General features: G+C 63.2%; 20 protein-coding genes. 9 read left to right on the top strand and 11 right to left on the bottom strand.

Annotation, left to right across the window (positions count from 1 at the left end; translation table 11 throughout):
• Window positions 1–331: 331 nt before the first annotated feature.
• The 4 genes from GXP39_02005 to GXP39_02020 all read right to left on the bottom strand — a co-directional run bounded on the left by GXP39_02005 (window position 332) and on the right by GXP39_02020 (window position 5447).
• Window positions 332–1792, bottom strand: coding sequence for a sulfatase-like hydrolase/transferase (locus GXP39_02005; protein NOZ26809.1), 1461 nt, complete (start codon window positions 1790–1792; stop codon window positions 332–334).
• A gap of 197 nt (window positions 1793–1989) precedes the next feature.
• Window positions 1990–3438 carry an extracellular solute-binding protein gene (locus tag GXP39_02010; protein ID NOZ26810.1) on the bottom strand — a complete coding sequence of 483 codons (1449 nt, stop codon included), beginning with the start codon at window positions 3436–3438 and terminating at the stop codon, window positions 1990–1992.
• A gap of 142 nt (window positions 3439–3580) precedes the next feature.
• The gene (locus tag GXP39_02015) at window positions 3581–4486 is read right to left on the bottom strand and encodes a carbohydrate ABC transporter permease (GenBank protein ID NOZ26811.1); all 906 of its coding nucleotides are present in this window, start codon (window positions 4484–4486) and stop codon (window positions 3581–3583) included.
• A 4-nt stretch (window positions 4487–4490) separates the two neighbouring features.
• A complete protein-coding gene (locus tag GXP39_02020) occupies window positions 4491–5447 on the bottom strand; it encodes a sugar ABC transporter permease (GenBank protein ID NOZ26812.1) in 957 nt (318 codons plus the stop codon).
• Between the two features lie 384 nt (window positions 5448–5831).
• On the opposite strand from GXP39_02020, the gene GXP39_02025 reads away from it, so the two are divergent.
• Window positions 5832–7070, top strand: coding sequence for a response regulator (locus tag GXP39_02025; protein NOZ26813.1), 1239 nt, complete (start codon window positions 5832–5834; stop codon window positions 7068–7070).
• Here GXP39_02025 and GXP39_02030 read toward each other — a convergent pair.
• The 3 genes from GXP39_02030 to GXP39_02040 all read right to left on the bottom strand — a co-directional run bounded on the left by GXP39_02030 (window position 6979) and on the right by GXP39_02040 (window position 11944).
• The gene (locus GXP39_02030) at window positions 6979–9207 is read right to left on the bottom strand and encodes a response regulator (GenBank protein ID NOZ26814.1); all 2229 of its coding nucleotides are present in this window, start codon (window positions 9205–9207) and stop codon (window positions 6979–6981) included. The genes GXP39_02025 and GXP39_02030 overlap by 92 nt on opposite strands.
• An 83-nt stretch (window positions 9208–9290) precedes the next feature.
• Window positions 9291–10772, bottom strand: coding sequence for an arylsulfatase (locus tag GXP39_02035; protein NOZ26815.1), 1482 nt, complete (start codon window positions 10770–10772; stop codon window positions 9291–9293).
• A 26-nt stretch (window positions 10773–10798) separates the two neighbouring features.
• Entirely contained in the window at window positions 10799–11944 is a 1146-nt protein-coding gene (locus GXP39_02040; GenBank protein NOZ26816.1) for an acetylesterase, read from the bottom strand.
• A 277-nt stretch (window positions 11945–12221) separates the two neighbouring features.
• Between GXP39_02040 and GXP39_02045 the strand changes: the two genes are divergently transcribed.
• Window positions 12222–14036: an aldehyde ferredoxin oxidoreductase family protein gene (locus tag GXP39_02045; GenBank protein NOZ26817.1), complete on the top strand. Its 1815-nt coding sequence runs from the start codon at window positions 12222–12224 to the stop codon at window positions 14034–14036.
• A gap of 94 nt (window positions 14037–14130) precedes the next feature.
• Here the strand turns inward: GXP39_02045 and GXP39_02050 are convergent, their stop codons facing one another.
• The 3 genes from GXP39_02050 to GXP39_02060 are packed head-to-tail and all read right to left on the bottom strand — an operon-like array spanning window position 14131 to window position 15628.
• Window positions 14131–15036, bottom strand: coding sequence for a hypothetical protein (locus tag GXP39_02050; GenBank protein NOZ26818.1), 906 nt, complete (start codon window positions 15034–15036; stop codon window positions 14131–14133).
• 17 nt (window positions 15037–15053) lie between these two features.
• Window positions 15054–15305, bottom strand: a complete 252-nt coding sequence (locus GXP39_02055; GenBank protein ID NOZ26819.1) for a DUF1952 domain-containing protein — start codon at window positions 15303–15305, stop codon at window positions 15054–15056.
• Window positions 15302–15628, bottom strand: a complete 327-nt coding sequence (locus GXP39_02060; GenBank protein NOZ26820.1) for a MoaD/ThiS family protein — start codon at window positions 15626–15628, stop codon at window positions 15302–15304. The genes GXP39_02055 and GXP39_02060 overlap by 4 nt, the downstream gene beginning before the upstream one ends.
• A gap of 926 nt (window positions 15629–16554) precedes the next feature.
• On the opposite strand from GXP39_02060, the gene GXP39_02065 reads away from it, so the two are divergent.
• The 5 genes from GXP39_02065 (at window position 16555) to GXP39_02085 (ending at window position 23072) form a co-directional block, all read left to right on the top strand.
• On the top strand, window positions 16555–18090 hold the full coding sequence (locus GXP39_02065) for an extracellular solute-binding protein (protein NOZ26821.1): 1536 nt from the start codon (window positions 16555–16557) through the stop codon (window positions 18088–18090).
• 21 nt (window positions 18091–18111) lie between these two features.
• A complete protein-coding gene (locus tag GXP39_02070) occupies window positions 18112–19287 on the top strand; it encodes a sugar ABC transporter permease (GenBank protein NOZ26822.1) in 1176 nt (391 codons plus the stop codon).
• An 86-nt stretch (window positions 19288–19373) separates the two neighbouring features.
• Window positions 19374–20348 carry a carbohydrate ABC transporter permease gene (locus GXP39_02075; protein NOZ26823.1) on the top strand — a complete coding sequence of 325 codons (975 nt, stop codon included), beginning with the start codon at window positions 19374–19376 and terminating at the stop codon, window positions 20346–20348.
• A 275-nt stretch (window positions 20349–20623) separates the two neighbouring features.
• Window positions 20624–22156, top strand: a complete 1533-nt coding sequence (gene xylB / locus GXP39_02080; GenBank protein ID NOZ26824.1) for a xylulokinase — start codon at window positions 20624–20626, stop codon at window positions 22154–22156.
• Window positions 22157–22253: 97 nt separating this feature from the next.
• A complete protein-coding gene (locus GXP39_02085) occupies window positions 22254–23072 on the top strand; it encodes a class I SAM-dependent methyltransferase (GenBank protein ID NOZ26825.1) in 819 nt (272 codons plus the stop codon).
• A gap of 120 nt (window positions 23073–23192) precedes the next feature.
• Here the strand turns inward: GXP39_02085 and GXP39_02090 are convergent, their stop codons facing one another.
• On the bottom strand, window positions 23193–24272 hold the full coding sequence (locus GXP39_02090; protein ID NOZ26826.1) for a hypothetical protein: 1080 nt from the start codon (window positions 24270–24272) through the stop codon (window positions 23193–23195).
• Between the two features lie 506 nt (window positions 24273–24778).
• Here GXP39_02090 and GXP39_02095 point away from each other — a divergent pair.
• Together GXP39_02095 and GXP39_02100 are read left to right on the top strand one after the other, a co-directional pair.
• A complete protein-coding gene (locus GXP39_02095) occupies window positions 24779–24988 on the top strand; it encodes an SHOCT domain-containing protein (GenBank protein ID NOZ26827.1) in 210 nt (69 codons plus the stop codon).
• A 26-nt stretch (window positions 24989–25014) separates the two neighbouring features.
• Window positions 25015–25518, top strand: a 504-nt coding sequence (locus GXP39_02100; GenBank protein ID NOZ26828.1) for a hypothetical protein, incomplete at its 3' end; no start/stop codon positions are given.

The raw sequence follows: 25518 nt of genomic DNA on the forward strand, positions 1-25518 counted from the left end.
CGGGAGAAGGGGGTTTGGGGGATGAGGGCCGTTTTCCCTCGGTCGATGATCAAGGGAATGTCTTGCGTCGGGCGACACGCGGGGTGTTCCTACCCCCCCGATTTCCATCACTGACTTTGAAAAAGCCCTGTCTTGTCCATCCTGAGCGCGCGGGTGGATGGGAGTTAACAGCAGTGGTGTGGAGCCGCCGCAGGTGGAGCATGAGAGCTCCACCTGCGCGGGGGTGTGCCGGGCCGCTTCATCCAGATGTGATCCGCTGGAGGATGTGTGGTCCTCCAGCCAGATGAGGGGCCGGAATAGGCTGGGGGGTGGATCATCGTGCGATGGGAGCTCAGTGCCGCACGTCCACCTCGTAGAAATCCGTGTGGTAACCGGGCCAGCTCCGATTCCGCCTGTCTCGCGTCGCCTCCCTCTGGATCGGGAATGAGACCAGCTTCCCATCCTCCACGAATTGGGAGCCGCGCTCGCGATGTCTGCGGATCATCTCCTCGCGTAGCCGTTTCCGCTCCGCGTCGTATTGCGGGAGGCCGGCCAGGTCATGCAGCTCTTGGGGATCGGTCTCCAAGTCAAATAGCTGCTCAACCCCTCCTTCCGGATACCAGATGTATTTCCAGCGGCCATCCGTGATGGCGAAGTAGGCGGGTTGATGGCCGCGCATGGCCGTGGCCTCGAGGAATGGGCGGGGCGGGGATTCCCCTCTGGCCAGCGCGATCAGGTCCTGGCCGTCCGCGTCGTCAGGTGGCGTGCCGCCCGCCGCCCGGATCAGGGTGGGGAGGATATCGGCGAGGGTGACGAGCGCGTGGACCGTCGTGCCGTGACAACGGTTGTCCCAGCTCTTGGGCATGCGAAGCACAAACGGGATATGGGCCGAGGGCTCGTGGAAGAACACCTTCGAGCCGGCGTGATGATCTCCGAGGAACTCCCCGTGATCGGACGTGTAGAGGATCAGGACGTCGTCGAACAGGCCCATATCTTGCAGGGCGGCGAAGATGCGCCCCATGTTGTAGTCGATCTGCGTGATGAGCCCGTAATAGGCCGCTCGCGCCTCTCGGATGATCTCGGGGGGCACCAGGTCGTAGGATTGCATCTCCCGAAAGCGTTTGAACGCTTCTGGACATCGGTCATCCTCGCTCCAATCGCCGTAGACGGGCTCGGGGATCGGGCAGTCCCGATACATGGAATAGTATGGCTCTGGCGGGTCCAGCGGCGGATGGGGCTTGGAGAAGGAACACCACAGGAAGAAGGGGACGGAGGGATCACGGCGCTCGCGAATGAACTCCACGCATTGCTCGGCGATCCATGAGGTCAACGTCTGGCACTCGGGGACGGTGGCCATGGTGGGATAGAGCTCGTTTTGGCCCAGTCCGTGGCGCATCGGCTGGTAGACCTGGCCGGACCTCCTCATCTCCCGATAGTAATCGTCGGGCAGGATCATCTCATCGAATCCGTGTCGGACCCGCTGCGGGCCGAAGTGCATCTTGCCGATGGCGATGGTCTGGTAGCCCAGGGCTCGCAGGAGGGAGGGGAGCGTCCCCTCGCGCCCCATCACGCGGGATGTCTCGCCGTTCGTGCCCATGCCGTGTGTGAATACATACTTGCCCGTCATGATGGAGACGCGCGAGGGCACGCAGATGGGGCAGTCGGCATACGCCGAGGAGAAGAATACCCCCTCCCGGCATAGATGATCGAAGTGGGGTGTTCGCATGAAGGAGGGTGCGGCGGGACCGGCCGTGTCGAACCGCTGTTGATCCGTGGTGATCAGCAGGATGTTGGGCTTGGTTGAGGACACCATATGCCTCCTCGGGTGAAATCATAGAGCTCTGTCCAGGATGATGGATCGGAAGGAGATGGGGATCAACGAGATCATCTCCTCGATCGTTCCTGGATCGAGCGAAAGCGACGCGAAGTGCCGTAATTGTAATGCAAAGAGGGAGGCCGAGTAAAGTCCCTCGTCGCCTCCCTCCTCTGGTTCAACGTCAGGCTGCGCCGTCATGTGGTGATCGGCTGACACAGGGTATCCGTCATCAGGCGGGTGTTCTTGAACTCCTCGTAGGCTTTCTGGGCGGCCTTGTTCATCTTCTCCTCGACGACGGGCAGATGTTCGGCCGGAGTCTTCTCCCCGCCCCACATCACGTCCCCTTCCTGACGTTGGATGATCTGGAACTCCCGTGCGTTAATGACGTAGTGGGCCCAGTTATCCTGATAGTTCTCTCGATAGCCCAAGGCCACCTGTTTCAGTTGGTCTCGATCTAGACCGGCCAAGGGAGTCAGGAAGTCCAGCCAGGGGTCGAGCGCATCCACGCGCGTGGGGGGCGTGTGTGTGACCTTGACATATTCTGACTGTCCCTCCTGGCTCGTCAGGTACTTGATCAGGTTCCATGCCATGTCGGGGTGCTTACTCTCCTTGGCGGCAAGGACGGGGTCGGTCCAGTTTACACACTTGTTGCTGACCCCCCAAGGTGAGGGTGCCACAGCCCATCGGAAGGCGGTGATATCGAAGTAGTTCCAATAGCCCCAACCGCCTTCCCAGCTCATGGCCACCCGACCTGTTTTGAAGGGATTGCCCAGCTGGGCGATCGCTTGGGCGTCACTGGGTGTGGGCATGACCTTGTATTCATAGATCAGTTTGTATCGGAAGGTCAGCCCATCAACGGTTTCCTGGGAGGCCACAAAGGCCCGCTCCGCGATGCCGCGCTCGTACCACTCTTTGGTCCAGCAATCGCCGCCCCATGCATATGCCCATTGGTGGAATTGATTCCCGCCGTTGATGCCGTAGACGGCCTCGGCTGTGCCATAGTTCTTCGTGAGTTTGAGGGCGAGCTCCAGGACTTTGTCCCAATTCCAGCTCTTGTCCTGCCAGTCTGTGGGCGGGTATTCCAGGCCCGCCTCGTCAAAGAGGTCCATGTTGTAGAAGATGGGGCAGCCAAACGTGGTCAGGATGGGCAATGCCCACTGCTTGCCGCCACGGCACATATCCGGGTCCTTGGCCAGCGGGCCGAAGGGTTCCAGATCGAAGCCGTCCGCCTCGATGAGCGGGGTAAGTTCCAGCACTTTCTCTTGCGCGTAGAGCTGGATGAAGGTGCCGCGAACGCCGTTATGCACATCCGGAGGGGTACCACCGGCGTACATGGACATAACCTTGGCGGTCCATTGCGGGTCGGGCGTCGTGACCAGCTTGATTGTGACGTTGGGATAGCGCTCCTGGAAGGCGGGGATAACTACGTTTTCCTCCCATGGATTCTCCACCGGGTGGCTGCGCACGAGCCAGGTCAGCTCGATCTTTTCCTCCACCGGGGGCTTCTCCTCCGGTTTGGCCTTCTCCTCGGCTGCCGGCGGCGCTGCCGCTGGCGGCTGGCACGCGGCGGCGAGAAGGCCGCCTGTGGTGATCGCGGTCAACCGCAGGAAATCGCGCCGTGTCAGTCGTTTATCGTCGAACATGGCTATGCCCTCCTTTTTCATTGAATCGGTCTACGGGATACTCAGAGCCTCCTCTCGGTAATCTGTCCTTACAGAAGCTGTGATTTTTTAAGGATGCGGGTCTTGAGCATCACCTCCTTTCCGTGGAACGTTCGTGCAAAAGCTACCCTTTCACGCCTGTGATGACGACCCCTTGGATGAAGAATCGCTGTCCGATGAAGAAGACGAGGATGGTGGGCAGCAGAGCCACCAGGGAGGCGGCCATGAGCAGGTGCCAAGGGGTGCCTCCATATGCCACTTGGAAGTTCTGCAGAGCCAGCGCGACCGTGAACTTGTCCGTGGAGTTGAGGTAGATCAACGGGTGTAGGAACTCATTCCAGCGCCAGATGAACTCCTGAATGGCGACGACGCCAAGGGCTGGCTTGGATAGGGGGAGGATGATGCGCCAGAAGATGCCGAAGTGGCTGCATCCGTCGATGATCGCCGCATCGTCCAGATCCTTGTGGATCGTGCGGAAGAACTGACGCAGGAGGAAGATGAAGTAGGGCGCCCCGAAGAATCGTGGTACGAAGAGAGGACGGAGCGTGTCGATCCAGCCGATGCTTTTAAACAACAGAAATTGGGGGATCAGCGTTACCTGGGCGGGCAGCATCATGACGCTGATCACCAGGAAGAAGAGGAGATTGCTGCCCCGCGCTCTCAGCCGGGCGAATGGATAAGCCGTGATCGCGGAGGAGAGGCTGACGCCGATGACGCTCAGCACGGCGACGGTGGTGGAATTCGCGAAGACCACATTGGCTTTCATGAATCTCAATGCTTCCGGGTAATTGGACCACATGATCGGTCGAGGGATCCAGCGCGGGGGGATCAGAAAGACATCTCCGCTGGGCTTCAAGGAGGTCGAGAGCATCCACACAACTGGAAAGAGCACAGCCACCGCGCCAATGGCAACGATCGTCGTCGCCACCGCCTGATTGAGGCGCTCCATGGCATGCTTGCCCAGTCGGGGCGTCGGTTGTAACTTTCTAAAGGCTCGCGTCCATGTTTGGGGTCCTGATTCAATGTTCATAATGTCACGCGCCTCCCCCCGTCTCGTAATAAACCCAACGTTCTCCGCCCCTGAACACCAGCAGCGTAAATCCCAGAATCACGATGAACAGCACCCACGCCAGCCCGGAGGCGTATCCCATCTCGAAGTAATTGAAGGCGTATAGGTACAGGTGGTAGACGAAGAAGTAGGATGCGTATTGGGGGCCGCCCTGCGTGATCACGAACGCTGGCGTGAACACCTGGAAGGAGCCGATGATGGAGAGGACGACGTTGAAGAAGATCGCTGGCGAGATCATGGGGAGCGTGATGTGGATATATCGCTGAAACGCGTTGGCGCCGTCGATGATCGCCGCCTCGTAGAGGGAAGTAGGGACGCCCTGCATGGCTGCCAGGTAGATCAGCATGGGGCCGCCGACCCCCCAGGAGGCCATGATGATAAAGGTGGGGATGGTCCATTTCGGATCGAAGAACCACTGCGGGCCCTTGATATGGAACCAGCTCCAAAGCAGGTTGTTGACGAGGCCAAAGTTGGGCTGGAAGATCCACATCCACAGCAAGGCCACGGCCACGCCGGATGTGACCACGGGCAGGTAGTAGATGGTCCTCCACATGCTGAGAAGAGGGAGCTTCTGGTTGAGCAGGGTGGCGATGGTCAGGGCCCCGGTCACGGTCACCCCGACCGCTCCAAAGGTGTAGTAGGCCGTTGCCTTCAACGCTTTCCACGTGAGTTCATCCTTCAGGATTTTAATATAGTTGTCGAGGCCTACGAATACGGGCGGGGTGATCACGTCATAGCGGGTAAAGCTCAGGATCAACGAGGCGAGCATGGGGCCGGCCGTCCAGAGGACAAAGCCGATGGCCCAAGGGATGAGGAACAGATAGAAGGTGATCTCCTCTCGTTGCGAGAGGCTCAGGTGTAGTTGGAATCTGCGCCTCGGGTGATGAGTTGGGGTGCGTACCGATGAGGCTCTTGCTGGCATGCCTTCCTCCGAGTCAAGGGCTTTGATCCGTTCTCAAGGAATATAGGGTCACGGTCTGCTGTGGAGCTGATGCGAAAGGAGGTCTCGTGCTGCTTTCCGGGTCTGCGGCGACGCGAACAGGGCGACGGAGCCGAGCTTCCATGCTCGGCCGGGCAGCCACATGGGAGTCTTCGAGTAGCAAAGAGCACCCTCGCCCTCGAGACTTGAAGATCTCGAGGCGTGCGAGGGGGCACTTTTTCAACCGGGCTGGGGGAGGCGTCCTCGCCAGAGTCCACCATCCTCATGATATTCTTCGGGGCTGTATTTGTCTATCGCCTGCGGCCATCCGGCGGACAAAAATCGGACAGGTTTGACACCCCCTCCGTCCGTGGGCATAATGGGAGCATGGACCGCTCCACCTTTACCCGGCTGGTCAGAGAGGCGTTGGGGCATCTATATGACCACGCCTATCTTCAATGCCATCCGCTTGCCGAGCTTCTGGTCCCGGATTCCGGCCAGGCGCTGGGGGGAGAGACCCTGCACCGCGTCCTGCTGGAGGGCATAGAGGCCCTTCGCCCGTCCCCTCGGATTCCCCCGACCTCGCCGGCCTGGCGTCCCTATCTCGCCCTCTATCTGCGCTATGTGGAGAATATGGAGGCGAGCCAGGTGGCCCGGGAGTTGGCCATCAGCTCGCGTCAACTGCGGCGAGAGCAGGTGAAGGGCCTGGAAGCGCTGACCGACCTGCTGTGGGAGCGGCATCGGCGACTGCGAGATCGGTTGGAGAGGGGGGAGGTGGGGCTTCCCTCCTCCCTGCTCAATGAAGAGGTCGCCCGGCTGAGCGCCGCCCACTCCGATCGTTTCACGCCGGTGGAGGCGACGGTGCGGGGAGTTCTCTCCACCCTCGCGGAGCTGGCCACCCAACGGCGCGTCTCCCTGGCGGTAACCCTGCCGCCGGACCTGCCTCCGCTGTCCGTGGACCGGGTGGTGTTACGTCAGATCCTTTTCAACGTGCTGACGCACCTTCTGGATCACGGGGAGGGCGGCTCGATCGAGATCACCGGGCGCGTGCGGGAGCCGCGGCTGGACCTGATGATCCGTTACGCCGGAAAAGGGACTTTCTCCACATCCCCTCTGGAGAAGGGGCGATTGGCGGTGGCCAGTTGCCTCGTCGAGCGGCAAGAGGGGCAGATGGAGGTGATGGGTGGGGATGGGCTGACCGTTCGGCTTGCCCTGCCGATCCGTTGCCCGCCTACCGTGTTGGTGATCGATGACAACCCGGACGTGATCCAGCTGTTCCAGCGTTACCTGGGAGGGGGAGCGTATCGGGTTGTGGGCGCCGTTACCAGCCAGGAAGCGCTTCGACTGGCCCGGGATCTCCGGCCCTATGCCATCACGTTGGACATCATGATGCCGACCCAGGATGGCTGGGAGATCTTGCAGACGTTGAAGAACCATCCGGCGACCAGGGACATCCCTGTGATCGTCTGTTCGGTGCTGCGAGAGCGGGACCTGGCGCTCTCATTGGGGGCGACTGATTTCCTGGCGAAGCCTGTTACACAGCAGGCGCTTCTGACTGCGCTGGCGCGGTGTGGACCAGCGTCGGAGAGCGTAAAGCGTCCAGACTGGACTTCAGGCACCGCATGAGCTCGCCGATGGACATCCCCTCTCTCCGGGTGATCCCCACCAGCCCGGCCGTGATCACCGCCTCCTCCTCCTGGCCCTTCGCTGTCACGACGATAACGGGAATCTCCCGCAGGTGCTCGTTGGCCTGCATGTGCTCAAGCACGGTATAGCCGTCCACCTCTGGCATCAGGAGGTCCAGGATGACGGCGTCAGGGCGATGCTGGCGCAGCAGGTCCAGCGCCTGGGCCCCGCCATAGCCCCGCCACACCTGGTAGGGGCGGGGGGCGACCTGCACCATGCGGACCAGCAGGCGCACCACCTCCGGATCATCGTCCACGATCAGCAAGCTGCGCACGTTCCTGCCCAGATGACTCAACGCCGTCAGGAACTGATCTCGGGTGACGGGCTTGACCAGGTATGTGATCACCCCCGGCAGACGGTCGCCTCTCGTCCCGCCGCGTAGCGTGCAGACGACCACGGGTATGTTGGGGAGCCCCTCGCGGGCCTGTCGAAGTCGAATCCAGCCCGCCTCTCCAGAGGAGGAGATCACGACCAGGGCGTGGACGGGCTCATGGGCTGCCAGCTGGCGGGCCTTGTCCTCGTCGGCGGCGTGGAGAACCCGATAGCCGTCCAGATATCTGGCGAACAGGCGGGCCGTCCCAGGCTCCGGGTCTATGACCACCAGGGTTCTCTGTCCCTCCTTGCTGGGGAGCAATTGAGCCCAGCTCTCCCATTCGGGCCGCAGGTTGCTGATGACCAGCTCCTCTCGCAGGGGGAGGCTGAAGAAGAAGGTGGCGCCCTGCCCCGCCTTGCTCTTCACCCACATCCGTCCCCCGTGCAGCTCCACGAACTTCTTGCTGATGGCCAGTCCCAGCCCGCTACCCCCCACGCGACGTCGGATCGACCCATCCAGCTGACGGAATTCCTCGAAGACCTTCGGCAGATCCTCCTCTGCGATGCCGATGCCGGTATCGGCCACGGCTACCGTGACCTCATGATCGTTGGAGGTGACGGTGATGGTCACGCCGCCCTCATCGGTGAAGCGAACGGCGTTGTTCAGCAGGTTGATCAGCACCTGGCGGATCCGTGTGCGGTCAGCCTGGACGATGGGGAGGTCCTCTGGGGCCTCGACGGTCAGGGAGAGCCCTTTGCTCTCGAACAGATGGATCACGGTGGCGGTGGCTTCCTCGATCACTTTCAGGATGGAGATGGGCTCCTTGACCAGTCCCATGCGGCCGGCCTCGATCTGGCTCAGGTCCAAAACGTCGTCGATCAGATTGGAGAGATGCTTCGCGTTGCGGTAGATGGCCTGCACGTCGCCGCGATAGGCCGGGGGAAGTGGCTCGCCGTAGGTATGAGGCGCCAGCGCCATCATCTCGCTGAAGCCGATGATGAGGTTAAGCGGGGTGCGAAGCTCGTGGCTGATGTTGGCGGCGAATTCCGCCTTGAGGCGGCGGGCCTCATCCGCCGCCCGGCGGGCCCGTTCCAGCTCGATGGCCATGGTCTCCAGGCGTCGATAGGCCAGATCGAGGTCCTTTAGCGTGCGGCTCAGCTGACCCCTGTGTTCTCGCAGCGCCTCGCTTTGCTCCCGGGCGCGCTCGTAGCTTACCCAGGCCCAGTGCAGCGTCATGCGCAATGGGTACATGGCGATCCATAGCAGCAGCGCCATCAGCCAGGAGAAAATCGCCGTCTTCCACACCACGGATAGCGGGATGAAAGAGGGGGGAAGCACCTGGGTGCTGATGACGAGGGCCGCGGAGGTCAGGGCTGCCGTTAGAAACCCCATGGCGGGACTCATGAGCAGGCCGGCGATCCCCACCACCAGGGCGAGCAGCAGGAGAAAGGAGGGATCGGCGTGAACCCAGGCGGCCAGGATGATGCTCAGCGCCACCCCCAACACATATATGGTGGTTGCCGAGGGAAACCCACGGCGCTGTAGCAGCCATTGGGCGAGCAGGCTGGAGGCCGTTAGGACGATGGAGCCGCTCCATGCCGCCGGGTTGGTGAGCTCCAATACCGCTCCCAGGTAGGCGTACCACAGGACACCGATCACGATGCTGGCTGCGATCAGCCGTCGCAGCGCGTTGATCCGCAGCCACAGGATGTCCTCGTAGTATGGCCATTTTGCTGAGCCTTGAGGAGATGTCGGTATGACCATAGGGGCCTCCTCAATCTTCCGCCTGGGGTATCGGGTTCCCGGGGAGAATCGGGGCGGGGAGCGGACAGCCGGCAACCCCGTGATCACATGTTCTCAGGTCGCGTTCGGTCTCCACGGCGGATCTCCCGCAGCCGGTTCCACATGCGCTCGACCATGTCCGGGCGCTCGGCCGCCTCATTGCGGATCTGGCCGATATCCTTCGACAGGTCGTAGAGTTGGGGCTCATCCGAGTTCCCCAGCTCGATGCCCGTCGTGGGGCTGACCGCCGGGCCCGGGTACGGCGGGATAAAGGTCCAGTCGCCCTGACGGAGCACGGTCTTTGCGTGGATCCCCTCTGTGATCAGTTCCTCCCGGCCCTCGCGGCTGTCTCCGAGCAGTGCCGGCAGGACATTGAAGCTATCGGGGGCCGCATCGGGGGGCAGCTCTATCCCCACCAGCGCGGCGAAGGAGGCGAGGAAGTCCACGTGGCAGACGATGGCGTCCGTCACGCCCGGCTTCACCCGGCCGCTCCAGCGCAGGATGAAGGGCACGCGGGTGCCGCCATCGTAGAGGCTGTACTTCCCGCCGCGCAGCGGTCCGGCCGGCCGATGCCCATCGCACAGCTCGACGGCCTGATCCTGATAGCCATCATCCAGCACCGGGCCGTTGTCGCTGGAGAAGATGACGATAGTATCCTCGGACAGCCCCAGCCGATCCAGCGTGTCCAACACCTGGCCGACGCACCAATCCATCTCCACGATCACGTCGCCGCGTGGCCCCAGGTCGGTCGCCCCCGCGAAGCGCGGGCCGGGAAGGCGTGGCACATGGGGTTGATGGAAGGCATAGTAGAGAAAGAACGGCCGGTCCTTGTTCTCTTCGATGAAGGATAGCGCTTTATCGAGGAAGACCTCGGCCATCTCCTCGTCAACCCATAGAGCTGACCTCCCGCCGCGCATGAAGCCGATGCGGCTCACGCCGTTGACGATGGTCATATCGTGCCCGTGGCTGGGCTTCATCTTCAGAAGCTCGGGGTGATCGCGGCCGGTGGGGACCTCCGGGAAGGGATTCTCGCTCGCGTAGGACACCTCGATGGGATCCGATGGGTCCAACCCATCCACGCTACGCCCGTCCAGATAGACGCATGGGACGCGATCGTTCGTGGCTGCCATGATGTAGGACATGTCAAACCCGACGTCCAGCGGCGTGTGGGGCAACGGCTTGTTCCAATCCGGATTCCCCTTGCCGATGCCGAGGTGCCACTTCCCGACGACGCCGGTGGCGTATCCCGCCTCGCGCAGCAGCGCGGGCAGGGTTGGAGAGCCGGGCGGGATGATCAGCGGCGCATCGCCCGGCAGGATGTGGGCGTTCGGATTCCGCCACGGGTACGAGCCCGTCAAGATGCTGTACCGGGATGGCGTGCACGTGGCGGCGGTCGCGTATCCCTGGGTGAAGCGCAGCCCCTGGCTGGCCAGCCGGTCGAGATTGGGCGTCGAGATGTGGGTCGCCCCATAGCAGCCGACGTCTCCAAAGCCCAGGTCATCGGCATACATGATGATGATGTTCGGACGGTTCGAGCGGTCGCTCATGGAAGAACCTCCCCTATGCATGAGATCTATTCGCCATTGGACAGGCGCGCCTTCAGCCAGGCGAACGCGGCGACCTGCATCTCCAGATCGAACTTGTGAGGGCCGGGGTAGAATTCTCCGACGTAGTTCTCCGGGCTTCCCACGCTGCGGTAATGCTCGGCGATGCGCCTGTGCGCCGCGCGCATGCCCTCCTCGGTGAACAGCTCGTCGTCGAGATCGTATTGGACCATCAGCGGGGAAGGGGCCCGGCACGCGGCCAGATCGGGCCAGTCGCCATAGCGGGCCCATGTGGCCGGGAAGAACATCCACGTGTGCGAGGCGACGTTGTGATCCAGCAGGCCCTCGTATGTGCTCATCATGCCCACGATCACGGCCGCGGCGATCCGGTCACAGGTGGCCTGCAACAGCGCGGCCCGGCATCCCCCGCCCGACAGCCCGGCGCATCCGATGCGCTCGGGGATGACATCCTCCCGCGTCAGCAGATAGTTCACCGCCACCCGATCCTCGTAGCTGACCACTCCGGCCAGCGTGGTCCCCAGCAGGGAGCAGTACTTCTCCACCAGGTGCTCGTGCAGCGCCGCCGCGGCGTTGTAGAGGCCGACCTCCTCCGGGATTGATGGATCCTGCCACAACGATCGGGCGCTCTCGGCGATTCGTCGTTCCCACTCCGGTATGATCTCCAACGGGAAACGCCGACTGCCCCACAGGAACGTGTCGTGGACGAGCACGACGAAGCCCTCCTGGGCCAGCGCGTTGGCGAAGGCCCGACCGCCGTAGGCCCGCTCGCGATGGCTGATCACCACGGGCTGGGGATCCTCCGGCCCATCCGCGATCTTCTCCTTGCCGTAGAACTTGAACCCGCCGTGGTCGTGCAGAGCGAGCACGGCGGGCAGCGGCCCTGGCGCGTTCGCGGGCTTGAGCACCCAGGCGTGCGTGCGGGGGCCGTACCCGACGGACCAGGACACCTCCTCCCCGACGAGCCCGTCGCGCTCCCATCGACGCTCCATGCGGACATCGGACGGCTGCTCCTCCCCCAGCGAGAATCCCAGGACCTCTCGGATCCTCTGCTGTGTCTCAGGGCCTGGCGGGGCCGGGGGATAGAGCGGGCGAACCCGTCCGGCCGCGGCGACCCAATCGCTGAACACGCCCAGATGCTGGTACACGTTGGTCATTTTCTCCTCCTCGCGTGAGGGTGTGCGGTAGGCCGATCGCGCTGCCCGAAGGGTATGATATGTCAGAACGTCGGGGAGTTCAAGTGATGGTAGGAAACGGAGGAGGGGCGACAGAATATCGCCTTGCACGGCGCGTGGGCTTGATGTATAATGTTCTTGCAGAAACCCTCTTTGTCAGTCCGTCTATCTGGCCACGTGTTGTACATATCTGTGTCCTCCGCTTTCCATATCGTACGGTCCCACGGTAGGTCCTAAGCACATGGTAAGGGGGTGAATCATGGAACTGGGCGGGTATGCAAACCGAGTCGCCTGGATCGACCTGACGAGTGGCGCGGTCGAGTACAGGCCCATCGACAAGGACGATGCGCTCAAGTACATCGGCGGGCGCGGGTTGGGGGTCAAATACGTCTTCGACAACGGTCCACAGGTGGATCCGCTGTCCCCGGACAACATCTTGTGCTTCATGAACGGCCCGCTGACCGGCACGGACGCCAACATGAGCGGGCGCATGGCCATTGTGACCAAATCCCCCCTGACGGGCACCATCGTCGACTCCCACCATGGCGGTTGGTCGGCTGCCCGGCTGAAGTGGGCCGGCTTTGACGGGCTGGTCTTCAAGGGCAAGGCGGAGAACCCCGTCTATGCCTATGTGGAGAATGGCCAGGTGGAGCTGCGGGATGCCAGCGACCTGTGGGGCAAGGGCGTTCATGAGACGGTCAAGATCCTCCAGGAACGGCACGGCGAGGATGATCTGAGCGTCCTCGCGATCGGCCCGGCGGGGGAGCGGCTGGTGAAGTTCGCGTGCTGGATCAACGAGCACGATCGTGCATCCGGCCGAGGCGGCACCGGCTGCGTCGCTGGCAGCAAGAAGCTGAAGGCCATCGTGATCAAGGGGAAGCACGCGGATCGGCCGCGCCCGAAGGATCGAGATGGCTTCCGGGAGGCGCATCGGCGGGCGCTGGCCACCATCATGGACGAGGCGAACGTGACCGCCCCGCGCAAGGGTGGCCTCTCCGTCTATGGCACCAACGTGTTGATGAACATCACCAACAACATGGGCGCTCTGCCGACGCGCAACGCGCAGACGACCAGCTTCGGCGAGAAGGGCGAGAAGATCAGCGGCGAGTGGGTGAAGGAGCACATCCTGGTCAAGAATCCCACGTGCCATGCCTGCCCGGTGGCCTGCAAGAAGGAGGTCGAGGTCAAGGAGGGCGACTTCAAGGTTCATATGGAGAGCCTGGAGTACGAGCCCGCCTGGTCCCTGGGCGCGATGTGCGGCAACGACGATGCCTGCGCCATCGCCTACATGATCGATCGCTGCAACGACTGGGGCTATGACGCCATCGAGATCGGAGACGTGCTGGCCTTGTACATGGAGTACACCGAGCGCGGCTATGCCAACGGCGATGGCCTGGCCTGGGGGGATGCCCATGGCATGGTGGAGCTGATGCGCAAGGTCGCCTTCCGGGAGGGGATTGGCGATATCCTGGCCGAGGGCACGGGCGCTGCCGCGGAGAAGCTCGGACACCCCGAGCTGGCCATGGCCGTCAAGGGAATGGGGATCCCCGCCTACGATCCTCGTGGCTTGAAGGGCATGGGCGTGGCGTACGCGACCAGCAATCGCGGCGCCTGCCATCTGCGCGGCTACACCCCCGCCAGCGAGCTGGGCCTGATCCCGTTGAAGACCGATCCGTTGGCCTGGGAGGGCAAAGGCGAGCTGCTGAAGACCTTGCAGGACCTCCACGCCTTCTCCGACAGCCTGGACATCTGCAAGTTCTCGGCCTTCGCCGAGGGCGCCGAGGAGTACGCCCAGCAGTATTCGACCTTCGTGGGGGTGCCCTTCACCGCGGACGATGTGCTGAAGACGGGCGAACGGATCTACAACCTGGAGCGGTACTACAACAACCTCAACGGGTTCGACGGCAAGGATGATACGCTCCCGGCCCGCTTCCTGGAGGAGCCATCGCAGGAGCCGGGCTCCAAGGGGCACGTCTGCGAGCTGGATAAGATGCTGGAGGAGTACTATCGGGTGCGCGGCTGGGAGAACGGCGTGGTGCCGGAGAGCAAGCTGAAGGAGCTGGGGATCCTGTGATGACGGTGAGGGCTCAGCGCCGCTGAGCCTCTCGCATGTCCGGAGAAAACAGGGGGCGCACGGCCGTGCGCCCCCTTTCTCTGTCTCGATGGGCTTATCGGCCTGGGGGGAAGATGCTCACCTCATCCCCATCGCGGACGGGCGCCATCAGCCCGCCGACGTACTCCAGGTTGCGCCCGTTCAGCCGGATGTTCCAGTCCCGGCGAGGTCGATATACCCTGTTGACCGTCAGCCAGGGGGTCCCCTGGTCATCCAGGCGATAGTCCCCCTCCCAGCTCACGTCGAATACCTCTTCTCGGGCCTCAGGGAAGTAGTTGAAGAACTTGTGCAGCACGTGCTCGCCGCGCGCCCCCGCGGCGAGGCGCAGGGTCAGTCGCTCTCGCTGGGTGAGCTGTCGCATGCGGCCGTATAGGGACACGGTGACCTGGTACTCCCCCTCGTCCAGGGCCCGGGCGACCCGGTAGCCGGCCATCATCAGATGCAGGTGCATGGAGAGCAGCTTGTTCCACCCCGCCAGCGCTCGGGCGACCGCGGCCGCGTCCCGCATCTCGGCCGCCAGGTAGCTGGCGAAGTTCGCGTGCACCAGGCTGATCGCGCCGGTCACGTAGATCTCGGGGACGTGGATGCGGCGAGGCCCATGCCCGGCATGGTACTTCCCCGCGCGGAACAGGTAACGTGCCATGTCATCGCTCATGTCCAGGCCCAGCGTGCGCGCCAGCCACACGGTGAAGAAGCGACGACGCTCGGCCAGATGCTCCGGGTCGGCCCCCTGTTCCCATCCCAGGATCTCGGCCGTCGCCTCGAAGCGAAGCAGGTGGTCGTAGGCTCCGGCGACCAGCTCCGGACCACGTCGCATCAGGATCTCGACCGTCTGGAGCATGGCGTCCATATCGGCCTGGTTGAGATCCAGGAAGCTTCGCAGGTGATGCCATTGTTCCTCTGGGGTGGCCATCAACCCGGTAAGCTCGATGGGGGAAGCGCTGCCGTTGGTTCTGCTCATGATCACCTCCCGATCCGTTAGCCGCCCGCGCGTAACACCTTCTTCTTCAGCCGGCTCACGACCGCCTCGATGGCCTGGGGCTCGCCGGTGAACGTGATCTCGGTGACGCCCAGCCGGATGGCCCCGATGTGGATGGGATCCCCGGCCGTGATGCGGGCCTCCCAGTCCGGGCCGGCGATGTGTCCGGGCTCGGCCTCCTGGCCTCCGAGGTCCTTCAGATACTCCGCGACCAGCCAGGGGCCGATGCCGCGCAGGCGCAATTTCGTCATCCGCCTCCCACCGGTGGGAACAGGCTCATCTCATCCTGGTCTTCAACGGGGGTGTCCAACCCATCCATGTATTCCAGCAGGCGTCCGTTGAGGAGCACTCGCACGAACCCGGTGGGGTTCCCGTCTGCGTCCCATAACTTCTCGGACAGGGCCGGGTACTGGGCGGTCAGGCGGCGCAGCACCTCGCGCGCCGTGGTCTTCCCGTCGAGATCCAGCGTGATCTCGTCGGTGCCCAGGAGATCTCTCAGTGTGGCGTACACCCGTATTCGCATGATCTGGATCGCCTCTCCGTGCCGTTCCGGCGGTTGGCCTGGCCCTATCATACGCGGCCTTTCCCGCCTGTCAAGTCGTTTTCCGGGAGGCCGTGTATCCTTTCTACGGGGAGTGTTTGGGCGAGGGGGCTTCGCATCGCTCCTGAGAGCTTGCGATGGGCGCCTCGCGGAATCTTCGCTATTTTGGGTGTATCCCGCCGCAGACCGTGCGTTCCTTCTCCGGGATGTTTCACTGGGTGGAACCCAGGCTTGACAAGTTGCCGGTAACGCTATACACTAATTGTGCTGAGCCGTTCGGTTCGTTCGGCGTGATGGAGCCGCCGGTTCGGCCCAACCGCTTCTCACTTCTAGCTGTGCCCACTTTCCTGCCGCTCTTCGTCGGTGGCGTCTGATCGATCCTGGATCATGTCGTTCCGATTGTTTTGTGCTTCGTCGTGGGCATGGCGGGAGAACATTCGCTCCGGGAATCGGGGGGAGATAAAGGGAGCCCTCCGCTGAGCGGGACGCTATCACGTCGTCCGCTGTTTTCCGTCCCCGACTGACCACTCTCCCGGCGCTGGAGGTGATTCGTCCGGGCCCGGGTGGGGCGATCGGGAGGGTATGCTCTGAGGTTCAGGCCCTTTCAGCCCCCCGGGAAGTGAACGGTGATGATAACGGTACCTTGTCCCACATCGTTATGCTTCTTGTGGTGTTCCTCGTGTCCACTGAGCGCGATGAGATCTCAAAGGCAGGGGCGAACTCCCCCTCTCATAACTGATGAGATGACTCGCCCCGATCGTATCCGGCTGGAATACATGTCGTGTCCTGATTCCATCCTCGGATAGCGGGAAGGAGGTGATGCCTGCGGGTGAGGGATTCATGGCATTGCCGTCGATGGGAGGTTGCGTCGTCGCAACCTCATCCCCGATGTACCCCCGGTTGTATATCGATCCGGAAGAACCACACAGCCCTTTTCAACAGAGAAGGAGGATCGGACCATGTTGCGTCGTAATGCTGTCCTGTTGCTGTCCCTGTTGGGCATCCTGGTCTTGGTGATCAGCGCCTGTCAGCCGATGGTGACTCCGGCTCCGGCGGCCCCAAAGGAGGAGGCTGCCCCGGCTGAGGAGGCGAAGCCTTTCGAGGGGGTCGAGGTCAACATCGTCACCTTCACCGGGCCTCAGATCGCTGAGCCGTTGCAGCGGCGGGCTCCGGATTTCCAGGAGTTGACCGGCGCGAAGATCAACGTCATCACCGTCCCCTTCAGCGATCTCTACCAGAAGATCCTGACCGACTTGGCGACGGGGACGAACAGCTTCGATGCCTTCGTGTTCGCCCCGCAGTGGATGGTGGACTACATCATCCCGGGCTACCTGGAGGATCTGACGGACCGGGTGAAGGCGGACGAGGCGTTGCAGTGGGAGGACATCGCCCCCTTCTTCCGCAACTTCAGCGCCACCTATGAGGGCCGCATCTATACGATCCCGCTGGATGGCGACTTCCAGATGGCCTACTATCGGAAGGATCTGTTGGAGCAGGAGGGCCTGAACCCGCCGGAGACCTGGGAGGACTACCTGAACATCGCGAAGACCTTCCACGGCCGGGATCTGAACGGCGATGGTGAGCCGGACTACGGGTCCTGCATCTCCAAGAAGCGCAACGCGCAGGCCTACTGGATGGTGTGGTCGGTGGCGGCCGGGTTCCTGCAGAGCAAGGGCACATCTCAGGGCTCCTTCTTCAACACCGAGACCATGGAGCCGCTGGTCAACAACGATGCGTTTGCCGCGGCGCTGGACGTGTACAAGGAGACCACCAATTACGGGCCGCCGGATGAGCTGAACCTGGATGTCGGCGACACCCGTGCCCTCTTCACCTCCGGTCGCTGCGCGCTCTCCATCGACTGGGGAGACATCGGCACCCTGGCCATCGACCCGGAGACCTCCAAGGTCATCGACAAGGTGGGTGCGGTGATCCTGCCCGGCACGACCAAGGTGTTGAACCGGGAGACCATGCAGTTTGAGGAGTGCAACGAGGAGCTCTGCCCGTACGCGGTCAACGGCGTGAACCACGCGCCGTACGCGGCCTTCGGCGGCTGGTCCGGTGCGATCAACGCGGCCGCGGATCCCAAGGTCAAGGATGCGGCCTACGCCTTCTTGTCCTACATGAGCCAGCCGGCGCAGGCCAATGTGGACGTGACCATCGGGAAGACGGGCTTCAACCCCTACCGCATCTCCCAGTTTGAGAACCTGGATCTGTGGATCAAGGCTGGCATGAGCGAGCAGGCCGCCAAGGACTACCTGGGCGCCATCAAGGCCAGCCTGGAGAGCCCCAACATGGTGCTGGATCTCCGCATCCCGCAGAACCAGCGGTATCAGCAGATCGTGTTGGACAAGGCGATCTCGCAGTTCCTGGCCGGCGAGCTGACCAAGGAAGAGACGATGAAGCAGATCTACGACGGCTGGGAGGAGATCACCAACGAGATCGGCCGTGAGTCCCAGCTTCAGGCCTATCGCGCCAGCCTGGGAATCACCAAGTAAGTCAGGTTGAAAAGTTCGCCTATGCAAGTAACCAAGTCTACTCAAGGCCCGGCCCAGGCTGAGCCGGGCCTTGAGTCTCCTGTTGTGGTGATGGGGCGTTCGGAGAGGATGGTCGCGTGGCTGGAGCGCGTGGCCAGTGCCTCCTTCCTGATGCCCAGCGTGCTGGTGATCCTGTTCCTCTCCATCTTCCCCCTGGTCGTGTCCCTGTATCTTTCCCTGGCACGGCTGCAGTTCGTCAAGGGGGGATTCAAGATCACCTTCGTTGGGCTGGCCAACTATCGGAAGCTGTTCGTCGGCAGCGAGAAGACCCACTTCCTGGGCGTGCTGGCGGATCCGTCCCCGTTGGGGTGGCTGGTGTTCGTCGCCGTCGTGGCGGGGCTGGTCCTGTCGCTGGTCCGCTACGCCCGCAGCGAGGGGGCTTCGGCCCTGGGCTTCTTCTGGCGTTTGGTGGCCAGCGTGATCACGGGCGCGGGGGTGTGGCTGTTGGTGCGGTCGCTCAGCCCCGGTGGCCGCCCGGGGACCCTGGTGGTGACGCTGATCTATGTCTTCGGTGGCGTGACCATCCAGTATATCCTGGGACTGGTCCTGGCGCTGCTGTGCATCCAGCAGATCCCCGGCCGCCGCTTCTTCCGCGTCGTCTTCCTGCTGCCGATGATGATCACGCCGGTGGGCATCGCGTACATGTTCCGCATGCTGACCGACTTCACCAAGGGGCCGTTTACGCCGATCTGGCGGGCCTTTGGGTTGGCGGAGACCTCGTGGGTGAACAACCCGTGGACCGCTCGCGCCGCCGTCATGATCGGTGATATCTGGCAGTGGACGCCGTTCATGTTCATCGTCCTGTTGGCGGCGCTGGAGAGCCAACCGATCGAGCCCATTGAGGCCGCCCTGGTGGACGGCGCTGGCCGATGGCAGATCTTCCGGCACATCACGCTGCCCAGCGTCCTGCCGGTCAGCACGACCTTGATCTTGATCCGGCTCATCGAGGCCTTCAAGATCATCGATCTGCCCAACGTGTTGACGAACGGGGGGCCGGGTACCGCCACCGAGTCGTTGACGCTGCAGGCCTTCATGACATGGCGTACGCTCGATATCGGCGGATCGGCCGCCGTCGCCTATATGCTGCTGTTGGTGGTGACGTTCGTCGCCCTGGTGACCGTGAATATCATCCGGCGTCGGGTGGTGGAAGCGTTATAGCGATGAGCTGTTGAGGGCCGGTTATGTTCAAATCCACGCGTTGGCATCGCTGGAACTTCTCGCCTTTCGTCCCTTCCCCGTTGGGGATGGTCTTATCCTATATCGTCCTGGGGATCTGGTCCTTCGTGGTCCTGTTTCCGCTGTATTGGCTGCTGATCACCTCGTTCAAGCTGCCGATCCACGTGAACGATGGGCCCGTGTACCTTCCCTTCATCGACTTCAAGCCCTCGTTGCACGCCTGGCGGTATATCTTCGTCGATCTGCGCAACGATACATTGCGCCCGTACGCGAATACCGTCATCGTGGGGTTGACCAGCTCGGTGTTGTCGCTGGCGCTGGGCACGGCGGCCTCGTACGCTCTGGTGCGGTTTGAGTACCAGCCGCGCATCGGGACGATCCTGCTGTTCATCGGCTGTATGATCCTGGCCATTGTGGCGATCACGCTGGGCGTCCCCTGGCAGGTGGCCGTGGTGGCCTCCATCGCCGTGTTCCTCCTGCTGGCGCAGACCATCGGCAAGCGCTTCCGACGCCATCTGAAGAACGATGACATCGCCTTCTGGATGATCTCTCAGCGCATCCTGCCGCCGGTCGCCGTGGTGATCCCGATCTATATCCTCTTCCAGCGGCTAGATCTGCTGGACACCCGCACGGCGCTGGTCATCACCTACGTGGCCACCAATCTGCCCATCGTGGTGTGGCTGATGCGGGACTACTTCCAGAGCATCCCGATCGAGCTGGAGGAGTGTGCGGCCATCGATGGGGCATCGCCTTATCGCATCTTCTGGTCCATTGTGGTGCCCCTTTCGGTCCCCGGGCTGGTGGCCACGTTCCTGTTCGTGCTGGTCTTCGCCTGGAACGAGTACCTGCTGGCGTTGTTCCTGAGCAGCGCCCATGCCCAGACGCTGCCCCTGACCGTCGCGGCGCAAAACGCTACTCGCGGGCCGCAGTGGTGGTACATGTCGGTGCTGATCCTGATCATGATCATCCCGGTCATCGCCATGGCCATCGCCCTGGAGCGCTATATCGCCCGCGGCCTGCTGGTGGGCGCGATCAAGGGATGATCGCCCCTTCTCTGGATCGCGTTGCGGATGTGTGACGGCCGTGAGACGAACGTGGACTCACGGCCGTCGTTTTGCGTGTTCGATGGGAGCCAGATAGGATACCTCAGGCGATCGCCGATCGAGGGTGTGGCACAGGCTGATGTTGGAATCGGTTGCCCGGGCGGAGATGCCCGGATACTCATGGAGGACGGGCCAGCCACGCGGGGCATGCACCCGAGCTGGGAGACGCCCATCGCGTGGAAGGCCCATGAACATTCAAGCGGAGGGGACAGACGATGTCACCAGCGCGCTATATCCTGGCTCATGATCTGGGGACCACCGGCAACAAGGCGACGCTCTATGATCCTGATGGAGGGGTGGTCGCCCGTACGTTTCACGGCTATGATACTCACTATCCCCATAGCGGGTGGGCGGAGCAGGACGCGACTGATTGGTGGGAGGCGGTGCGGGCCTGTACGCGACGGCTGTTGGCCGAGGCTCGGATGTCGCCGGAGGAAGTGGCCTGCATCTCCTTCAGCGGCCAGATGCAGGGGTGCTTGCCGGTGGATGGACAGGGGCGTCCCTTGCGCCGCTGCATCATCTGGGCCGATCAGCGGGCCGTGGCGCAGGCGGCCCTCCTGGAGGAGAAGCTGGGGATGGAGCGGGTGTATCGGATCACCGGCCACCGCATCAGCCCCACCTATTCTGGCCCTAAGATCGCGTGGGTGCGCGAGCACGAGCCCGATGTCTTCGCCCAGACCCATAAGTTCCTTCACGTCAAGGACTACATCATCTGCCGCCTGACCGGACGCTTCGTCACGGACCGCTCCGACGCGTCCGGGATGAACCTGTATGATCTGGAGAAGGGGACGTGGTCCGATGAGATCCTGGAGGCAATGGAGCTGGATGCCTCCGTGCTGCCGGAGATCCACGACTCGGCGGAGGTGGTGGGCGAGGTCACCCGGGAGGTGGCCGAGGATCTGGGGCTGCGCCCGGGCACGCCCGTGGTGGTGGGCGGAGGCGATGGCGCCTGCGCTACGGTGGGAGCCGGAGCCGTGCGTGAGGGGCTGGCCTACAACTATGTGGGATCGTCCTCCTGGATCGCCTTCACCTCCCCCCAGCCGATCCTGGATCCCGAGATGAAGGTCTTCACCTTCGCCCACATGGTGCCGGGCAAATTCTTCCCCTGCGGCACCATGCAGTCGGCCGGCGGCTCGTATCAGTGGCTCCGGCGCCAGATTTGCACGTCGGAGGAACAGGCGGCCCAGGCGGCCGGTGTGGATGTCTATGAGGTGATGAATCTGAAGGCCGCCCAGTCGCCACCCGGGGCCAACCGCCTGATCTTCCTGCCCTATCTGCTGGGGGAGCGCAGTCCGCATTGGAACCCCCGGGCCCGCGGTGCGTTTGTGGGGTTGACGGTGCAGCATACCCGGGCGGACGTGATCCGGGCCACGCTGGAGGGGATCACGTTCAACCTCAAGCTTATCTTGCAGACGTTCCTGGAGGCCGGAGCCGACATTCGGGAGATTCGGGTCATCGGCGGCGGGGCGAGGGGGCGCTTTTGGCGCCAGCTCATGGCTGACATCTACCGTCTCCCCGTGCTGCGGCCGCGATTGCTGGAGGAGGCGACCTCCCTGGGCGCTGCCGTCGCTGGCGGCGTCGGCGTGGGGCTCTTCCCGGACTTCGATGTGGTCGATCGATTCATCGAGATCATCGATCGACATGAGCCGGACCCGGCCACGGAGGCCGTCTACGAGCGGCTGTTCCCGGTGTTCCAGGCCGCGTACCAGGCGCTCTGTCCCGTTTACGATGCGTTGCAGGAGGCGTGATGCAAGGGGCAGGATGGGGAGTGCAGGATACAGGATGCAAGATGCAGGATACGGGATGCAAGATGCAGGATGCAAGATGCGGGGTGCAGGGTAGGCGATGAGCCATCAGGCGATTGATCGCGAGTATCTGGAGTATCAGTACGGTGATGCTGAGAAGCTGCGGGTTCGCCAGGAGAGCCATGCGCGCTACAGTGAGAACCCGCAGCCTTTCTTCGAATGGATGCTGTCCCACATCGATCCCCGTCCGGGGCTGGTGGTGCTGGATATCGGCTGTGGCCCTGGGGCGTATCATCCGCTGCTGAGCCGGGAGGGGATGCGGATCATCGGCCTGGATCGATCCTTGGGCATGGTCCGAGAGGCGCACCGCCAGGCCCGAGAGCTGGGTCTGGCGGTGGGGGTGGCCCAGGCCGACGCCCAGGCCCTGCCGCTCCCGGACGCCTGCTGCGATCGGGTGATGGCCAATCATATGCTCTATCACGTGCCGGATCGGGTGGCCGCGCTGCGGGAGATGCGTCGGGTGCTGCGGTCGGGCGGCCGGGTGATCCTGGCCACCAACGCGGCCGATTCCGGCAGGCGTCTGCGGGAGCTTCACGCACAGGCGGCTCGTGAGCTGGGATACCGGCCATCGTCCCTCTTCAGCTCCCGGTTCACCCTGGACGACCTGCCGCTGGTGCGATCCGTCTTCCCAACGGCGCAAGTGTACGTGCGGGAGGATGCCTTTCTCTTCCCGGACGTGGCGTCCGCCCTGCGCTACTATGCCAGCGTCGGCGTGGATCTCATCGAGGACATGCCCGCGGATGGCAGCCACCGGGCGGGCTTGCTGCGGTGGATGGAGGCGCGGATCCGGGAGATCATCGCCCGGGAGGGGGTCTTCCGGGTGCCCAAGAGCGCGGGCTGCTTCGTCGCGACAGTCTAAACGGCGGAGGCGGCTATAGAAAGCCGCCTCTACCGTTATCTGGACATGATACGAGCATGTAGCAGGTCCGGTTTCCATACCGGACGCAAGTGAGGGCTTCGAAGATATTCTTGACGGCGATTACGAGGCACACACCTCCCGCAGTCGTTCCATGAAGTAGCTGTAGTTGGCGAAGGAGACATCCGGCGGGATCCCGTGGTCCGGGTGGGGGATGTATCCCCCTTCGTCGATGAGCGGCTTAAGCCGGGCGAGCTCCGCGTCGATCGCCTCCGGCCCCTGTGCCAGTGCTCGCTTGTCCACTCCGCCCCAGATCCGGAGATCCCTGCCGTACTTTCTCCGCACGGCGATCACGTCCATCCCCGCCTGAACCTCGAACGGATACAGGAAGTTGAGCCCCGCGTCCAGCCAGATGGGGATCAAGGGATCGATCATGCCGTCGCTGTCCAGCCCGATGAAGGGGACCCCGCGGGCGGTCAGGAAGTCGACCACGCGTCTGTAGCGGGGAAGCATGTAGCGCCGGGCCATATGGGGGGAGAGGAGAGTGGACGTTTTGAAGGCCATGTCCTCCCAGAAGGCGAAGGCGTCGATGGATACCACGTCCAGGATCTGCCCCATGATGGCGATGATGAAATCGGCGTTGGCGTCCATCATCTCCTCAACGAAGGCGGGATCGTCATAGAAGAGGGTGCACAGGCGTTCCAGCCCGAGCAGGTTGCGCAGGGGGCCGAAGAAGCCGCCCCATCGGTCCGCGATGATGATCAGCGGGTAAGGCCGGGCTCGAGCGGCCCGCAATTGCTCCCGCCAGTCTGGGCCGATGCGCTGGCTCAGGTCCGGCTGCATCCGCTCCTTCCAGAACCGGCGGAAATCCTCCCGGGTCTCCACGGGGAATCGGACGAATTGTGGCATGGAGCTCATCGGGCTGTGCTTGAGCTCCCGCATCAGGATGCCCTCATGGTTCACGTACAGGACATGTGTCTCATCTTCGGCGATGATCTTCCGTTCAAAGGGGGGATGGGGGAAGAACCAGTGGCTGAAGGCCTGTCGTCGGTCAGCTCCCATGTTTAGGTCCATCCGCTCCGGGTCATACCCCTCCCGCTTCCAACGCTCGATGGTCTCCGGCCATCCTCCCCAGGCCCAAAAAGGCGCGTGGTCCACCGGTTGGTAGTTCATGCAGGCGTGAAATCGCTCCAGATCGTTCATGAGCCCTGTCTCCTGGCTGGTTCCATTGGATCCTTCGTCCCCCGCGCCGAGAGAGGCTTACGTTCCCCGTGATGGGTCAAGTCCCTTTTCCCCTCGTTGTGCACGAGAAGCTGTAGAGCACGCCGTTTCCTCGTCCTGAAATCCTGTCCCTTTTCTATCACGCTCCAGAGATCTCGTCAATGGTGGTTGGCGGGATCTTGATGGCGCCATCGGATCTTCAGGATTTCTTAACTTTTCCTTTGCCGCTTCTTTAGGCTTACGCGTTACGTTCGTCCCGGTATCAGCGGAAGAGGGCCATTATGTGTCACATGATCCATTTGTGATTCAAAGGAGGGGAACCTATGAACGGGATACGGAAGATCCTCTCGTTCGCAGCATTCATCTCGCCCGCTCTCTGGGCCGCGGGTTGCGCCCCCGCGCCCGCTCCGCCTCCTCCCGGAGGCTCTGCGGTTGCTCCCCTGCGGGGCGTACTGGTGGGGCCCATCGGGATTTTGTCCTCGCTGTTTATGCTGGCGGTCATCGCCCTGATCATCGTGGCCGTCTGGGCCCTCCTACGTGGAGGCGTGCCTTCGGCCGGGCGCCGAGAGGCTCACCGACTGTCTTCCGCTAAGGAGATCGCCCGAGAGCGGTACGCCCGGGGGGAGATCAGTCGCGAGGAGTATTGGCAGTTGATAAGGGACCTGGAGGATTCACGACGTGCGCAGCCCGCGCAGTGAGATGCGTGGGCGCTAAGGAGGAAGCGATGCCAAAACGGAGGATTTTGCTTGTGGTGGGGTTGTTCGTCCTGGTGGAGGGGCTGTTGGTCGTCTCCTGCGCAGGGACCCCGATGATGGCCCCGGGACCGCCGGGCATGGCCCCCGCGGCTCCACCCGGGGATGCGATGCCGTCCGTGGGAGAAGATCGACCGATGCCGCCGGCCGGCGATGCCGTTGCGCCCCCAGAGGCGCCCTCTCTCGCCCGGCCAGAGGTGGCTAGCCCGGAGTCGGCGGCGGAGAGGGGCGCACCTGTCCTGCCAGCCGAGCAGCCTCTTGCTGCACCTCGCTCTGACGAGTTGCAGATCCAGGCTCTTGGGGAGGAGTCCCCCGCCCCGCCCGCTGGGGTGGAACCGCCTGCGCTGCCGGAGGAAAGCGCGCCACCGGCCCCGTCTGCTGGGGTGGAACCGCCTGCGCTGCCGGAGGAAAGCGCGCCACCGGCCCCGCCCGCTGGGGTGGAACCGCCTGCGCCGCCGGAAGAAAGCGTGCCACCG

Source organism: Chloroflexota bacterium, assembly GCA_013152435.1.
Classification (GTDB): Bacteria; Chloroflexota; Anaerolineae; order DUEN01; family DUEN01; genus DUEN01.

Bases quoted from the DNA above. Each gene is read 5' to 3' on its own strand.
- GXP39_02020 (NOZ26812.1), bottom strand. From the start codon at position 5,447: ATGCCAGCAAGAGCCTCATCGGTACGCACCCCAACTCATCACCCGAGG.
- GXP39_02095 (NOZ26827.1), top strand. From the start codon at position 24,779: ATGCTGGCGGTCATCGCCCTGATCATCGTGGCCGTCTGGGCCCTCCTA.
- GXP39_02075 (NOZ26823.1), top strand. From the start codon at position 19,374: ATGGTCTTATCCTATATCGTCCTGGGGATCTGGTCCTTCGTGGTCCTG.
- GXP39_02035 (NOZ26815.1), bottom strand. From the start codon at position 10,772: ATGAGCGACCGCTCGAACCGTCCGAACATCATCATCATGTATGCCGAT.
- GXP39_02065 (NOZ26821.1), top strand. From the start codon at position 16,555: ATGTTGCGTCGTAATGCTGTCCTGTTGCTGTCCCTGTTGGGCATCCTG.
- GXP39_02025 (NOZ26813.1), top strand. From the start codon at position 5,832: ATGGACCGCTCCACCTTTACCCGGCTGGTCAGAGAGGCGTTGGGGCAT.
- GXP39_02050 (NOZ26818.1), bottom strand. From the start codon at position 15,036: ATGAGCAGAACCAACGGCAGCGCTTCCCCCATCGAGCTTACCGGGTTG.
- GXP39_02045 (NOZ26817.1), top strand. From the start codon at position 12,222: ATGGAACTGGGCGGGTATGCAAACCGAGTCGCCTGGATCGACCTGACG.
- GXP39_02060 (NOZ26820.1), bottom strand. From the start codon at position 15,628: ATGATAGGGCCAGGCCAACCGCCGGAACGGCACGGAGAGGCGATCCAG.
- GXP39_02055 (NOZ26819.1), bottom strand. From the start codon at position 15,305: ATGACGAAATTGCGCCTGCGCGGCATCGGCCCCTGGCTGGTCGCGGAG.
- GXP39_02040 (NOZ26816.1), bottom strand. From the start codon at position 11,944: ATGACCAACGTGTACCAGCATCTGGGCGTGTTCAGCGATTGGGTCGCC.
- GXP39_02070 (NOZ26822.1), top strand. From the start codon at position 18,112: ATGCAAGTAACCAAGTCTACTCAAGGCCCGGCCCAGGCTGAGCCGGGC.
- GXP39_02090 (NOZ26826.1), bottom strand. From the start codon at position 24,272: ATGAACGATCTGGAGCGATTTCACGCCTGCATGAACTACCAACCGGTG.
- GXP39_02030 (NOZ26814.1), bottom strand. From the start codon at position 9,207: ATGGTCATACCGACATCTCCTCAAGGCTCAGCAAAATGGCCATACTAC.
- GXP39_02015 (NOZ26811.1), bottom strand. From the start codon at position 4,486: ATGAACATTGAATCAGGACCCCAAACATGGACGCGAGCCTTTAGAAAG.
- GXP39_02085 (NOZ26825.1), top strand. From the start codon at position 22,254: ATGAGCCATCAGGCGATTGATCGCGAGTATCTGGAGTATCAGTACGGT.
- GXP39_02010 (NOZ26810.1), bottom strand. From the start codon at position 3,438: ATGTTCGACGATAAACGACTGACACGGCGCGATTTCCTGCGGTTGACC.
- GXP39_02005 (NOZ26809.1), bottom strand. From the start codon at position 1,792: ATGGTGTCCTCAACCAAGCCCAACATCCTGCTGATCACCACGGATCAA.
- xylB (NOZ26824.1), top strand. From the start codon at position 20,624: ATGTCACCAGCGCGCTATATCCTGGCTCATGATCTGGGGACCACCGGC.